This window comes from Brevibacillus sp. TJ4 (assembly GCF_044627595.2).
Classification (GTDB): domain Bacteria; phylum Bacillota; class Bacilli; order Brevibacillales; family Brevibacillaceae; genus Brevibacillus.
Window position 1 is genome coordinate 3,182,933 of the sequence record NZ_CP185865.1, and the last position, 13,858, is coordinate 3,196,790.

At 48.5% G+C, this 13,858-nt stretch carries 12 protein-coding genes, 1 tRNA gene and 2 pseudogenes; 10 read left to right on the plus strand and 5 right to left on the minus strand.

Going from position 1 to position 13,858, the window contains the following annotated elements; translation table 11 throughout:
• The first annotated feature begins 218 nt into the window (after nt 1-218).
• On the plus strand, nt 219-1,040 hold the full coding sequence (locus ACAF76_RS15645; protein WP_400164335.1) for an MBL fold metallo-hydrolase: 822 nt from the start codon (nt 219-221) through the stop codon (nt 1,038-1,040).
• A 64-nt stretch (nt 1,041-1,104) separates the two neighbouring features.
• Here the strand turns inward: ACAF76_RS15645 and ACAF76_RS15650 are convergent, their stop codons facing one another.
• Both ACAF76_RS15650 and ACAF76_RS15655 read right to left on the minus strand, forming a co-directional pair.
• Nucleotides 1,105-2,943, minus strand: coding sequence for an ABC transporter ATP-binding protein (locus ACAF76_RS15650; protein WP_400164336.1), 1,839 nt, complete (start codon nt 2,941-2,943; stop codon nt 1,105-1,107).
• Nucleotide 2,944: 1 nt separating this feature from the next.
• Complete coding sequence (locus ACAF76_RS15655) at nt 2,945-4,675, minus strand: ABC transporter ATP-binding protein (RefSeq protein WP_400164337.1); 1,731 nt, start codon at nt 4,673-4,675, stop codon at nt 2,945-2,947.
• A gap of 299 nt (nt 4,676-4,974) precedes the next feature.
• Between ACAF76_RS15655 and ACAF76_RS15660 the strand changes: the two genes are divergently transcribed.
• The 9 genes and pseudogenes from ACAF76_RS15660 to ACAF76_RS15700 all read left to right on the plus strand — a co-directional run.
• Nucleotides 4,975-5,050, plus strand: a tRNA-Ala gene (locus ACAF76_RS15660).
• Nucleotides 5,051-5,274: 224 nt separating this feature from the next.
• Nucleotides 5,275-5,529: a TetR/AcrR family transcriptional regulator gene (locus ACAF76_RS15665; RefSeq protein ID WP_400164338.1), complete on the plus strand. Its 255-nt coding sequence runs from the start codon at nt 5,275-5,277 to the stop codon at nt 5,527-5,529.
• 279 nt (nt 5,530-5,808) lie between these two features.
• Entirely contained in the window at nt 5,809-6,369 is a 561-nt protein-coding gene (locus ACAF76_RS15670; RefSeq protein WP_400164339.1) for a M57 family metalloprotease, read from the plus strand.
• 16 nt (nt 6,370-6,385) lie between these two features.
• The gene (locus ACAF76_RS15675; protein WP_400164340.1) at nt 6,386-6,994 is read left to right on the plus strand and encodes a hypothetical protein; all 609 of its coding nucleotides are present in this window, start codon (nt 6,386-6,388) and stop codon (nt 6,992-6,994) included.
• Between the two features lie 79 nt (nt 6,995-7,073).
• Nucleotides 7,074-7,490: a hypothetical protein gene (locus ACAF76_RS15680; RefSeq protein WP_400164341.1), complete on the plus strand. Its 417-nt coding sequence runs from the start codon at nt 7,074-7,076 to the stop codon at nt 7,488-7,490.
• A 265-nt stretch (nt 7,491-7,755) separates the two neighbouring features.
• Nucleotides 7,756-9,264, plus strand: coding sequence for an IS21 family transposase (istA, locus tag ACAF76_RS15685; RefSeq protein ID WP_024985261.1), 1,509 nt, complete (start codon nt 7,756-7,758; stop codon nt 9,262-9,264).
• Entirely contained in the window at nt 9,261-10,004 is a 744-nt protein-coding gene (istB, locus tag ACAF76_RS15690; RefSeq protein WP_227278642.1) for an IS21-like element helper ATPase IstB, read from the plus strand. Before istA ends, istB begins: the two co-directional genes overlap by 4 nt.
• A 172-nt stretch (nt 10,005-10,176) precedes the next feature.
• A pseudogene (locus tag ACAF76_RS15695) lies at nt 10,177-10,344 on the plus strand (helix-turn-helix domain-containing protein); the annotation flags it as partial.
• Between the two features lie 50 nt (nt 10,345-10,394).
• Nucleotides 10,395-11,153, plus strand: a pseudogene (locus tag ACAF76_RS15700) (IS256 family transposase); the annotation flags it as partial.
• Nucleotides 11,154-11,380: 227 nt separating this feature from the next.
• Here the strand turns inward: ACAF76_RS15700 and ACAF76_RS15705 are convergent.
• The 3 genes from ACAF76_RS15705 to ACAF76_RS15715 all read right to left on the minus strand — a co-directional run bounded on the left by ACAF76_RS15705 (nt 11,381) and on the right by ACAF76_RS15715 (nt 13,355).
• Complete coding sequence (locus ACAF76_RS15705; protein ID WP_421616918.1) at nt 11,381-11,905, minus strand: ECF transporter S component; 525 nt, start codon at nt 11,903-11,905, stop codon at nt 11,381-11,383.
• 100 nt (nt 11,906-12,005) lie between these two features.
• Nucleotides 12,006-12,890, minus strand: coding sequence for an alpha/beta fold hydrolase (locus ACAF76_RS15710; RefSeq protein WP_421616919.1), 885 nt, complete (start codon nt 12,888-12,890; stop codon nt 12,006-12,008).
• 357 nt (nt 12,891-13,247) lie between these two features.
• Nucleotides 13,248-13,355, minus strand: a complete 108-nt coding sequence (locus ACAF76_RS15715; RefSeq protein ID WP_421616920.1) for a putative holin-like toxin — start codon at nt 13,353-13,355, stop codon at nt 13,248-13,250.
• Nucleotides 13,356-13,858: the final 503 nt, after the last annotated feature.

A 13,858-nucleotide genomic window follows, 5' to 3' on the forward strand; every position in this document is an offset into this window, starting at 1 on the left:
AGAGGCTGCCCGGTCGCGAACGATCAGGCAGCCATCAATCTGAGGGGGTACGTGAATAAAACGGCAGTACCCTTCTGACCGCCGAACATGCAGAAAAGGTTTCACAAATCGGCTCACTCGCGAACATGGAACTAGCAAATTGGGTATGAACACCCATCCAGCCCGATGGACAGATGTATAATGGAACTACATCCATTTTTGCACATGGAGGTGACGCCATGCTTTCCATTACCACGCATGAAGATGTAGTCTGCGTCAAAGTGACGCTGAAACCGAATGGCCCTGCCTCCGTCGTCCACGTCTACCTGACGGACGGCATGCTCGTCGACACGGGACCACAGATTGCGGAAGCGGAGTTGACGGCTTTTTACCCTACAGTCTCCTTTGATTCCGTCGTATTGACTCATAGCCATGAAGATCACGTCGGGACTGCCGCCTGGATCAGCAGCCACCTTCACGTTCCGCTCTACATTCACCCGAAAGGAATCCCACTGTGCACGGCTCCCGCCGAATATCCCAAGTACCGACAGGACGCCTGGGGGGTGAGGGAGGCATTCTCTGCGCTGCCTTTGGGAGAGACGTTCAGTTCGCGCTCGTCCAGATGGAAGGTGCTGGAGACACCGGGGCATGCCGAGGATCACATCGCCCTGCTCGACGAAGAGACGGGCCGCCTGTTTGCCGGCGATTTGTTTCTCGGTCCCAAAACAGCCGTCATCCTCCGCTCGGAATCGATCCCGCAGCAAATTGCCTCGTTGCGCGCTGTTCTGGCCTGCCCGTTTCAGTCGGTCTACTGCGGACACGCAGGCTACCTCGCCCAAGGCAGGGAGCGGCTGAGCGAAAAGCTGGCGTATCTGGAGCATGTGTCCGGCGAAATACTCCGCCTGCACCAGATGGGGTGCCAGCCCGTCGAGATCAACCACCGGCTGTTCGAACGCGTTCATCCGCTGACGGTGATTTCCGAGGGGGAGTTTGACTCGCTTCACATCGTTCGTTCGGTAGTGGAGTCGATGGAGGGAACCGGGGGATACCTTCCTTCCTGACTCGATAACTCGACAAGACAAAAAGCTGTCCCAACGCTTATTTGAGCGCCGGGACAGCTTTTTCCTACTGTGCCACTTCTGCGTGTTTGAACTGACTGGAAAACATCTGGTAGTACATCCCCCGTTTGGCCATCAGCTCGTCATGGCTGCCGCACTCCGCGATCCGCCCGCCGTCCACGACCATGATCGTATCGGCATCCCGGATCGTATTCAGACGGTGGGCGATGACGAAGCTGGTCCGCCCTGCCATCAGCTTCAGCAATGCCTCCTGGATATGGATCTCCGTCCGGGTATCAATGCTGCTCGTCGCCTCGTCGAGAATCAGCAGAGCCGGTTTGGCCAGGATCACCCGGGCAATCGCTAAAAGCTGGCGCTGGCCCTGGCTCAGATTGCCCCCATTTTCGCTTAAAAGCGTGTCGTAGCCTTTGGGCAGCCGCCTGATAAACACGTCGGCATTTGCCATCCGGGCAGCTTCCTCCACCTCGGCATCGGTCGCATCCGGTTTGCCGTACTTGATATTCTCCTTGATCGTGCCGGAGAACAGGTACGTGTCCTGGAGCACAAAGCCAAAGCTGCTGCGCAGGCTGTCTCGCGTGTAGTCGCGAATATCTCTGCCATCCAGGTAGATCGCACCTTCCGTCACGTCGTAAAAACGCGTCAGCAGATTGACAATTGTCGTCTTGCCCGCCCCTGTCGGACCGACCAGCGCCGTAGTGCTGCCGGCCTTCGCCTCAAAGCTGACATCCTGCAAAATCGGCTGATCCGCCCGATAGCCAAAGCTGACCCGGTCAAAGACGACATGGCCCTGGGGATGGCGCAGTGTAGCCGCATTTGGCGCATCCGCTTTTTCCTCCTGTTCGTCCAGCACCTCGAAGACGCGCTCCGCTCCGGCTACGCCCGACTGCAGGATGTTGAAGATATTGGCCAGCTCATTGAGCGGCCGGACAAACTGCCGGGAGTAGCTGAGAAAGCTGGCGATCACGCCGACGGTAATCATCTCCTGAATAGCCAAAACCCCGCCGATGATCGCAACCAGGGCAAAGCCGAGGTTGTTGATGACGTTCATCATCGGCATGAGAAAGCCGGACAAAATCTGTGCCTTCAATCCGACGCGCAGCAGGTTGTCATTGATCTCGTCAAATTGACGGGTGACGCTTTGCTCCTGGTTGAACGCCTTGACCACGTGAATTCCGGAGATCGTCTCCTCGATGTGGCCATTCAGCCTGCCAAGCTGCATCTGCTGGTTTTTGAACAAGACACTGGTACGCTTGGCGATGCTTTTCGTCAACAGCCAGACGAGCGGCACGGTCACCAGGCAGGCGAGTGTGAGGATCGGGCTCATCACCAGCATCAGCACGAGCGAGCCGACAATCATCAGTCCGCCGGAGATCAGTTGGGTCGTCGACTGCGAGATCGAGTTGGAGACGTTGTCGATATCGTTTGTCAAACGACTCATCAGTTCGCCATGCGTACGTGAGTCAAAAAAGGAGACAGGCAGCTTTTGCAGCTTGTCAAACAAGGAAGTGCGCAACCCTTTGACCACGCGCTGGGCTACTCCCGCCATAATCCAGCCTTGCATCATGGTAAGCGCGCCGTCTGCGAGGTAGGCGATCAGCAGGGCGAGAATCAGAATACCGAGCATCCCCGTCATGCCCTGGCCTTCCGCCATCGCGTCGACCGCTTTTCCGATCAGATACGGAGCGGCCAGCATCAGCAACACATCGATCAACAGAATCAGGCAGACGACGGGCAGGACGCGCTTTTCCCTGCCAAAGGAATGCCACAGCCGCCTGATCGTCACCTTGAAGTTTTTCGGCTTGCTTACCGCCATTCGCCCCGCCATCCCGAAGCGGTGCCCTGGTCTGGTCTGGCCGAACCGCGGTTGTTCTTGCTGCTGCGACATGTCAGCTCACCTCCCGTCCCATTTGCGACTGGTAAATTTCCTGGTACACGCTGCAGCTTGCCAGCAGCGTCTCATGCGTCCCGAGACCGACCAGCTCGCCGTTGTCCAGCACGACGATCTTGTCTGCGTCCATTACGGAGGTGATGCGCTGGGCGATCAGGATGCAGGTCAATCCTTTGGCATACGTGCGCAGCGCTTCCTTGATCCGCGCTTCTGTCGCCACGTCGACAGCGCTCGTGCTGTCATCGAGAATCAGGATTTCCGGCTGGCGGACCAGCGCTCTGGCAATCGACAGGCGCTGCTTTTGTCCACCGGAAAAATTGACTCCGCCCTGGCCGACACGCGATTCGTAGCCGTCTGGCGTCGCCATGACGAACGAATGTGCCTCCGCGATCCGCATCGCCTGCTCGACTTCCTCCTCAGTCGCCTGCTCTTTGCCCCAGCGGATGTTTTCCAGCACCGTACCGGTAAAAAGCACCGTCTTTTGCGGTACGACGGCAATTCGCTCACGCAGCCTGGCTGGATCGATCTGCCGCACATCGATTCCGTCGATGCGCACCTCTCCCGCAGTCGCGTCGTAAAAGCGGGGGATCAGGTTGACCAGGCTGCTTTTTCCGGAACCGGTCGACCCGATGATCCCTACCGTCTCACCCGGCATGCAGGTGAAGCTGATGTTTTTTAAGACGAGCTCTCCCCCTTCTCCTTCATAAGAAAAGCTCACCTGTTCAAAATCAATCCGCCCGGTGCTCTCGGTCGTTGTTTGCGGTTGTTCTTCCTGCCAGTGCATCAGCGGCTCTTCGGCAAACACTTCGCCGATCCGGCTGGCGGAGGCTTTGGCCCGGACGAACAGGTTGAAGACCATGGAAATCATCATCAGCGAGAACAAAATCTGCGTCATGTAGTTGGTAAAGGCGATGACGTGCCCGACCTGGATCTCGCCTCGCTCCACCCCGTATCCGCCGAGCCAGAGAACGGCGACGATCCCCAGGTTGACCGTGAGCATAATGACCGGTCCCAACACCGACATGAGCCGGATCGCCGAGATCGATTGGTCCTGCAGTTTTTCATTGGCCTGCTCGAATTTTCCCGTCTCGTGGTCGTAGCGATGGAATGCCTTGACGACCCGCACCCCGGACAAGTATTCGCGCATGATCCCGTTTACCCGGTCCAATGCTTGCTGCACCTTGGTGAACATCGGAAAGCCGAGCTTCATGTTCAGCACGATAAACAAGCAGACGATCGGGACTACCACGGCCAGTACGACAGACAAATGCAGATTGAGATGTACGGCCATGATCAGGCTGCCGATACAGAGCAGCGGCGCTTTGACGAACATCCGCATGACACTGTTGACGAACATTTGCACCTGGTTTACATCGTTGGTCAGGCGCGTCACCATCGACGCACGGTCAAATCGGTCTACATTGGCAAACGGAAGCGACTGAATTTTCCGAAACAAATCAGAACGCAGCAAAGCTCCGAAATTTTGCGAGACGTAACTGGCCAAAATATTGCGCATCGAAGCCGCGACTGCACCCAAGGCCGTAATCAGCAGCATTACGCCGCCCATTTTCATCACGTAATCGATGTCCCGATTCGCCACGCCTTCGTCGATAATCATTGCCATAATCGTCGGCTGAAGCAGGTCACTGACCGCCTCCAGCGAAAGAAAAACAAACGAAACAAGAAAAGGAACCCAATATTTTTTCACATACTTGTAGTAATGCTTCATCGCCTCACCCCATCCAGGACATCGACCATGCTGAATTGAAACCACAACCATTCCTGTCAGGATATTGGATAGTTAGCTTCCTAATCATAGTATACCTTCTCCCCGCAAAATAAAAGACCTCAACTCGCGAGGCCTGTATTGCAATGCCGGGGAGTGGCAGGAATGGTGCTGGCTTTTGCCGAAATGCTGCGTGTCAGACGGGTAAATATACATCTGTGCATGCTGCTCTTTTCAGAGCGTTCTTTTTCCAAAAATCTGTTGACATTAAATTTCTTCCATGCTAGAATAAATTTCGTTACGGGGCATTAGCTCAGCTGGGAGAGCGCTACACTGGCAGTGTAGAGGTCAGCGGTTCGATCCCGCTATGCTCCACCATATGATTCACGAAAGAAGCGACAGGGTATGTCGCTTTTTTTTATTGCAAAAACCGGCAATGTTGGCAATCTGCGACGCATTTGAAACGATACGCAACCTGACGTGGGTTGTGTTTTTTACGATAGCGGGGTTGGCTCAGAAGAATTATTGGCAACGATGCGAGTTGGCATTACGATTTGCTAAGTAAGTACTCAATAAACAAACTGATGAATGGTGGATACCCTATGAAGCCTCGGCAGAAGCAAGCAGAACAAACAAAAGCAAATTTGATCGACTCCGTTTTGAAGATGTTTTCCACGAAAGGATTCTCTGCGAGTACAACAAAAGATATAGCCAAACAAGCTGGAGTAACAGATGGTCTCATTTATCATTACTTTACCTCGAAGCAGGAGCTTTTATGGGCGGTGTTGGAGCGGCATACGTTAATCAACCAAATCCAGGTAATGCTCTCCGGCTTGCGAGGATATGGATTTGAATAAGATTGTCCATTGTTACATTAGGTCCTTATTTCACTTATTGTAGGGAAAATAACGATTTGATCGTAATGATTTTTGGCGAAGCACAGAGGGATACGGCCATACAAAAATACAAGTATTTACATAAATTTGGATTTGATGTAATATATGGAAGAATTTTATCTTTTTATGTAATTAATAGGGAGGTGCGTTATAAATTCCCTCTAATGTAATTATTTTACAACTTTTTTCGCGTAGAATAGTTTGTATTTTTTATTTTGGGTAAAAGGAGCGATCTATCCAATGAACATGCGAAGTTTAGCCAAAAAAGCCATGTGGTCTATCCCAGCGGTGTTGTCATTTACAATTGGGGTAAGCCTAGCGCATGCAGCCGACGTCTGGGAAGGTCGTTGGAAGAACCCTGATAAAGTACCTTACATTAACAACGTATCCGGAAATAGCACTTTGAAAAGTCTTGTCAACGACGCAGCGTTAGACAACTGGAATAATAATCAGGATGTAGTTACTTTTAAGAAAATTACAGATACTACCGTGCGTCATATTCACGTAAAAAACGTAGATTTATCCTCTGTTACATGGAGTGGAATAGCCGAAGGAGCATCCTACAATTGGGATTCAAAAGGTTATTACAAAGGAGTCGAAATTAAAATAAACGAGTACTATACGGATAACTATAGTAAATCTACAATACGTGGAGTAATTGCACACGAATTTGGACACGCTGTCGGATTACAACATCAGAGTTCTTCAAAAAAGTATTTAATGTATCCATCTGACGCTAGAACAACAGAAATCATATCAACTAAAGAAGAGAAAATATTGAAGGAACATTATGATGATTGAGAGGAGTAAGAGTGACATGACAAACACAATAAAAATAGTTTTACTGTCTTCTATCCTACTATCTGGAGCAGCAGGATACACTCTTTCGACGCCTAAAGAAAGCAATATCATCACAATGCATGCAAGTTGGGCGGAAGAGCAGCCATCCGTTGAATCATTAATAGACGTATCAGACTTAGTTATATTAGGGACATTAAAAGAAGAGCTTAAATCGTACCAACCATATGACGGCCATGAATTTACATTTACTGACGGTATTGTTGAGGTGAAACGTGTATTAAAGGGCCCATCCCTTGATGAAGTTGTTTTATCTCAATACGGTGGAGTCCGAAAAGACGGCAAAGTAGAAGTATTTGACGACCTACCATTACTAGAGAAATCCAAGACATATCTGTTATTTTTAACAAAAATCAAAGATGACACGGAACGGAATGGAAAATATCAAGTTATTGGAGGCCCACAGGGGTTATATGAGTTAAACGGAAATGTAAAAAAACTAATGAAAGCTCGTGACTCTGGATTAAATGACTTCTCCATTTCCTCGTTTTCAGATGTGGAAATCAATCAAAAGGTTATCGAAGCAGGATTAGATACGATTGCTGAATTAGCCAAGAAAGCAAAATGATGAATACTCACCAAATGGAATGTAGGTGGTACTATAAAATTACCTACATTCCATTTTTAAGTATAGGAGGGATTAAGAAATGAGAAAAGTTCGGTTCACAGTAAAGTTAATCCTTGCAGCTTTACTGCTTACATCATGTGCTACAAACTCCCCATCGACAAGTACACAAAAAACAATAAACGAGGAAGCAAGCTGGGCCTACTTTTATGTGAAAATCGAAAACCGTGTTTATATCATTAGTGAAGACGCAGATAACCTAGTAGAAAAAGAAAATATCGGAGAGCAAATTGGAACAGTGCAAGAGAAGTACGATCATGAAGAGGAGGAACAACAATCAACATTAACTATTGTCTCTAATTATCTGGAAGAAGGGACTAAACTATTTGCAATCAAAGACGTTGATCCGAGTATTCATATTGCAATTGAAAAAGACGAAGGTATATTCATCAAGGCTACAGAAAAAAATTCAGTTCCAAAAAAACAAAAGACGAACTAAAAACTTGATATGCTCCCCATTAAGTAGACAGGTGAAATAATAAAACCTGTTTCGTAAGGGGAGCTTTTTCATGTCCAAAGTACAATATAGTGCATCGATGAAATTTGCCGTCCTACAAGAAATTGAAATCGGACAGATTGGCGTGTGAATGCTAATCTAATAATTGACCACCTAGTGGTACATTGCTCATAAAAAAGTTGACCACCTGAGCACCTCTTTCCTGTATCTTGAAGTTGTCGGACCACAAGATATAGGAGGAAAGGAAATGCTTCAGATGGCTAATTACGAGTTTATCAGGAAACAACACATTCTGCTAGGAAAGTCGATTCGCCAAATTTCTCGAGAGACCGGCTATTCCCGTCAAGTGATACGAAAGGCTTTGAAATCCTCTGAGATTCCTGTGTATCAGCTTTCAAAACCGAAGCCAAAGCCAGTCATTGATTCTGTCAAGCCCATCATCTTGGAGTGGCTGCATCAAGATGAACAAGCTCCCCCGAAGCAGCGTCATACTGCCAAACGCATTTACCAGAGACTCGTTGACGAACATGGATTCACCGGCGGTGAATCTACTGTACGACGCTACGTCAGAGAGTTGCGGGTTTCTCCCCCTAAAGCATTTGTCCCTCTCGATTTCCCGCCAGGGCGCTTTGCTCAATTTGACTGGGGTGAGGTTACGGTTCATTTACAAGGGAAACAAGTAAAGGTTCAAGTCTTTTGTATGCGTTGCACATACAGCAGAAAGATTTTTATCAAAACATTTGCTCATCAGAAGCAAGAGGCTCTTCTCCAAGGTCATGTAGATGCTTTTGAATTTTTCGGTGCTGTTCCCCAAGTCATCACATACGACAACCTGACAACAGCCGTTAAGAAGGTATTGGAGGGTAAAAATCGCGAGGAACAAGAGCGATTTACTCAGCTACGTGCCCACTACCTGTTTGAAAGCTATTTCTGTGATCCCGGAAAAGGGCATCAAAAAGGCCAGGTGGAAAACCTCGTACAGTTTGCTCAGAGGCAATTTTTTACCCCTGTACCCAGTGTTTCTTCTCTGGAGGAGCTCAATCAAATCCTCCTCGAAAAATGTATCTCTTACGAGAATACAACCGTTCCAAGGTCTTCACTAACGGTTGGAGAAGCATTTGCTCAAGAGTTGCCTATCATGCTTCCATTGCCTCCACGGCCATTGGATTGTTTCCGTGTTGTACCCGTGAAAAGCAATACGCTATCCATGATCCACATTGAGAAAAATGCCTATTCCGTCCCCGTTTCCTATGCATCGACCCAGCTTACTTGCCGAGTGTTTGCTGAAAAAGTTGAGGTGTATCACGGAAAAAGCCTGATTGCGACGCATGAGCGGTGTTTGGAAAAGGGAAAGGAGATTTTGCAATACGATCATTATCTGGATTTACTTCTTATTCGTCCAGGAGCAGTTCTTTATGCTAGACCATTGCATCAGGCAGGATTACCCGCCATTTACCAAAAGTTCTTGGACAAGTGCCGCAACCGACCAGGAGGGATGAAGGAGTTCGTTCGACTCTTGCTTTTGCACCGTGAATTCGATACTTCTCTTGTCGAAGAAGCACTGGAGGAGGCCTGCCAAAAAGGGATGTTCCAATATGATGCCGTAAGGCAATTATTGTTTCAGCGAACATTGCCGGAACACCGTCTACCCCAACTCTCGTTGGTGGAGGATAGCTCTGTTCCACGTATTCAGGTAAAGGCCCCAGATCTTAGCCAGTACAATCGTTTGTTACAGAAAAGGAGTGTGGTTCATTGAGTACGAGTTTCTTGCTTGAAACCTATGCGAAACGCCTTCGCTTACCTGCGATTAAACGTGTCTATAAGGAAATTGCCCATGATGCTGCTGAACGGCAAATTCCCTACGAGGAGTTCCTCTTAGCCCTACTAGAGCAAGAAGTTCAGCAAAGGGATGCTAACCAAATCGCCAGTCGCATCAAGCATGCCAAATTCCCTTCTATGAAAACGATCGATCAATTTGAATTCTCAGCCATTCCGTCTCTCAACAAGCCCAAATTGCTTCAACTGGCTCGCTGTGAGTACATCGAAAAGACAGAGAACATCATGTTTATCGGAAACTCTGGCACTGGCAAAACTCATCTCTCCATTGCACTCGGGAAGGAAGCTTGCCATCATGGCTATTCCGTCCAGTTTTGGACTGCCGCTAAAATATGCAATGAGCTTATGGAAGCTCAGTCCCAAAAGCGAATTCTCCAGCTAGAGAGGCAATGGTTGAAAACAGATTTGATTATTTTGGATGAAGTCGGGTTTGTCCCTCTCAGTCGGACCGGGGCGGAGTTATTATTCCAATTTTGTGCGGCCCGCTATGAGAAAGGAAGCATGATCATTACCAGTAATCTGGAATTTACGGAATGGACACAGATTTTCAAAGATGAGCAAATGACGTCAGCCCTGGTTGATCGGCTTACCCATCGTGCCCACATCTTTGCAATGAATGGGGACAGTTATCGCTTTAAACAGAGCATTCAAAGATCGTGATCATGAAAAAGTTACCCACCCGACGGGTGGATTGATTTTTGCCATGGTGGTCAATTTTTTGATGAGCACTGTGGTCAACATTTTGGTTGACATTCACATTGGCGTTATGGACGCAGCGAAAAAATACGGGATTAACAAATCTACATTAACGGTATGGCGAGGTCGTTATGAGATGTACGGATACGAAGGATTAGAGATTCGAACTCACAATAGATGTAATTCTGCAGAGCTGAAGTTTCAAGCCGTTCAAGATTATCTGTCTGGTCAATTCTCTCAAAATGAAATTATCGATAAATATAAAATCGCCAGCCGCACTCAACTCAGAAGTTGGGTGGACAAGTATAATAGTCATAGCAGCTTAAAAGGGGCCGGACCACAACATGGCAGGAGAGAATTGAGATTGTTCACTACTGCCGTGCACATGAACATGACTATCAGAAGACAGCGAGCCATTATCAAGTGTCTTATCAACAAGTGTACCAATGGGTCAAGAAATACGAAGCAGGCGGGCAGGATGCCCTACAGGATCGTCGAGGTCGGAATAAGTCAGCCGAAGAGCTAACCGAAGCAGATCAACAAAGGCTGGCAATGAAAAATCGTGGAGTCCAGGATATTCTCATTACAAGCGTCGATAATCTTCGTGGCTTTACAGAAGCCATCACTGCATGTTATCCGAAGACGGAGATTCAGAAATGTGTCATTCATCAAATCCGAAATTCCATCAAGTATGTTTCCTATAAGGATCTTAAAAAAATTACGTCCGAGCTAAAACCTATCTATAAAGCTCCAACGGAGCAAGCCGCGTTGGAAGAACTCGATCAGTTTGAACAAACCTGGGGCGGTAAATATCCCTTGATGGTTCGTTCCTGGCGGAATAACTGGGACGAGATTGCCACTTTCTTTAAATATCCTCCAGAAATTCGAAAGCTGATTTATACAACGAACGTGATCGAGAATTATCATCGACAGCTTCGAAAGGTGACAAAAGGAAAAGCCATGTTTCCCACAGATGATGCCCTTTTGAAGATGTTATATCTCGTAACCATGGATGTTCTGCGAAAGTGGACGGGACGAGTTCAGAACTGGGGCCAGATTCTCTTACAGCTATCCGTTTTCTTTGAAGAGCGGGTACAGCCGTACATCCGCTAACAAATGAACGGCTTCATCCCCGAAGGGATTAGCTTTCTCTCCACCAATGCGTCAAGGGTTCGCTTTGCCTTATGCCCTTGACTCTATTGGTTTCGAAAAAGATGTCCCAATTAGGGAGATGAAACCTTTTCATATATCGGTTGATTGAGTTTACACAAAAATCTTGACAGACCCGAAAAAAACGCTCAAGGGACTGTCTCCCCTGAGCGTTTTCCACTGGTCAGCGCCTAGTGCTGCCCGACAATCTTTTTCAACCGTCCAACGAGCGGTATGACAATGACAGCAGCTACGACGACTTGCAGCACATTTCCGGGAATCGAGCCGAATGGCTGAATCCAGTTTCCGTAGAGGATCACTTCCACAAAGTAGTAGCCGACCACTTTCAACACGAGTGCCACGACAACTGCCAGCCCGTATGCGAGTACGCGTTTGCCCGGCATTTTTTCTGCGATCAGTCCGGCTGCATAGCCCATCGCGCCGACGATGACGAAGGTAAATGGCGCCCATGCTGTCCAGCCGGAGAACAGATCAAACAGAGCCATCCCGAAAGCGCCTGCGATCGCCCCTGTTTTGCGGCCGTACACAAAGGCTGCGATCAAAAGCGGTACATTGCCCAGGTGAATGAGTCCGCCATTGCCCATAATCGGCAGCCGGATGTTAATAAACATCGTCGCTGCCAGGGTAAATGCGATAAACAGGGCGTTGATTACAAGCATTTTCGTGTCTGTCTTTCTTGATGAGGAAGAATCCATATGATAGCCTCTTTCTTTTTTACCTCCTATCATACTCGTAAACTGTCACTACATACATACACAATTCCCCTAACATATGCTGGACGAGTGATCCGTTGCGTTACGCTTGGAAAAAAGAGGCCATGCGCTTGTTCACCTCATCTGATTTTTCCATGGTAAGAACGTGCCCCGCTCCCTCCACCATCTCGACTCGAATGGACCGGATGAGCTTCGTCGCTCGTTCCGCTGCCTCAAACGGGTTGTACATGACCTCTTCCTGGCCAAGCAGAAGAAGCATCGGTACACTCACTTTGCGTAATTCCTCGTCCGTAAATACATAAGGGAACCCGTCCTTGTGCAATGGAGCTGGTGGACTGGAAGTTTGCCAGTCGACAGCGGCGCGATATTGCGAATCAAAGCTTGGGGGCAAAACGTAGCGATCTCCCATCATCCAATTCAACATGTTTTCGTATCCATTGGGCTGGGTCAAGCCGTATGCATAGTGATAAAAATCGGGATGGAATGGGACGAGTCCTTCCGCCGGGCTCATCAAAACCGCTTTTTCGACTCGATTCGGGAAGTAGTGGATAAAATTCATGATTTGTGCCGCACCGTAAGAAAGGCCGGCAAAATTGGCTTGCTCAATGCCTAATGCATGCAGGATATCGAATAGCCAATTGGCAAAGTCCGCGCGCGTAACGCATGATTTGCTTGCCTCTGTTTTGTTTTTGTCATTGATGATGTCAATCGCGTACACGCGGTGTGAACCAGCCAACTCGGCTACGTTGGGAAACCACATGGTGGAACTGAATAAATACCCGTGAAGCAGGACAAGCGGCGGGGCTTCTTTCGGCCCGCTGGCGAGAACGTGTGCCGCTCCGAAGCGGGTTGAAATATACAGACTCTCGTAGGAAACAGGCCACAGCGAGAGGCTTTGATCGTATGTTTCCATGTAGCGCAACTCTTTCTCATGCAAAGATGGACCGGAAGACGAATGATGTGCCATAATTTTTTCCCTCCTAGTAGAAACAGCGTTCACAGAAAACTATAACAACATTCACTTTAAAAGTACAACAGTTTTATAAATTGGATATTTAACTATATTTTAATGGTATTATTTCGGTGTTACAGACTTGAACGAAACAATATAACAACAATCAAAGATATGCTCCCAAGCTTACCCTATCCGTTCCCGGATGTATGGGCTTCCCGCCTTCTTGCACGTATGAACCGGAAACCATATAATAAAACTAAAGAAGGAGCCGTGCGCCAACACGACTCCTCGGCACAGTAGACCGCTTCCAGGCGGTCGGCTTCGGGTATGACGATCAGGAAATAGACCGTTCACCTTGTCGAGGGCGGTCTATTTCTTTTGGTTAATCGCAGCAATGATGGCGACAATCAGGGAAAGCAGTGCAATCAGCAGCGCACCAAAACCGATCATCAGCGTCAAAGCGTCCTTAACCTCCATAGGCATCCCTCCCTTCATCCGAGAGGTAGCCGACCGCCCTTGCAAGCCATTCTACGTGCCAGTCCCATTATAGCACAATTTTCCAGCAACTCGTTTGGGAAAATCGGCCGTGAAACGCTTTGGAAAGAAGTTCGAAGAGGGCGGCCAACATTTCCCAAAAGCGCCGTCAGCCATGAATAAACCTCCCTGTGGCATGCAGGGAGGTTATTCGAATTACAGCCTAAAATCAAAAAGAGAGGGGCTGTTTAGCAGACGATAGGCGCCCCAATCAGCGGGATAGCCAAAGTTCAATTGAGGCGAATGGCCGTGCCAGGCATTCCCGAACAATACCATACGCAGTGGATCGTAGCCCCAGCTATTCTGGCTTCCATACAGCGCCGGCATGGAAAAGGATGAGCGGGCTAAACCTGCTTGCGAAACACCGTAGAACGGCATCAAGTCTAGGGAGCTTTTGTCGTACGTGTAGCTTCCCAGATACGGAGCCAGGTATTGATGAAAGGACT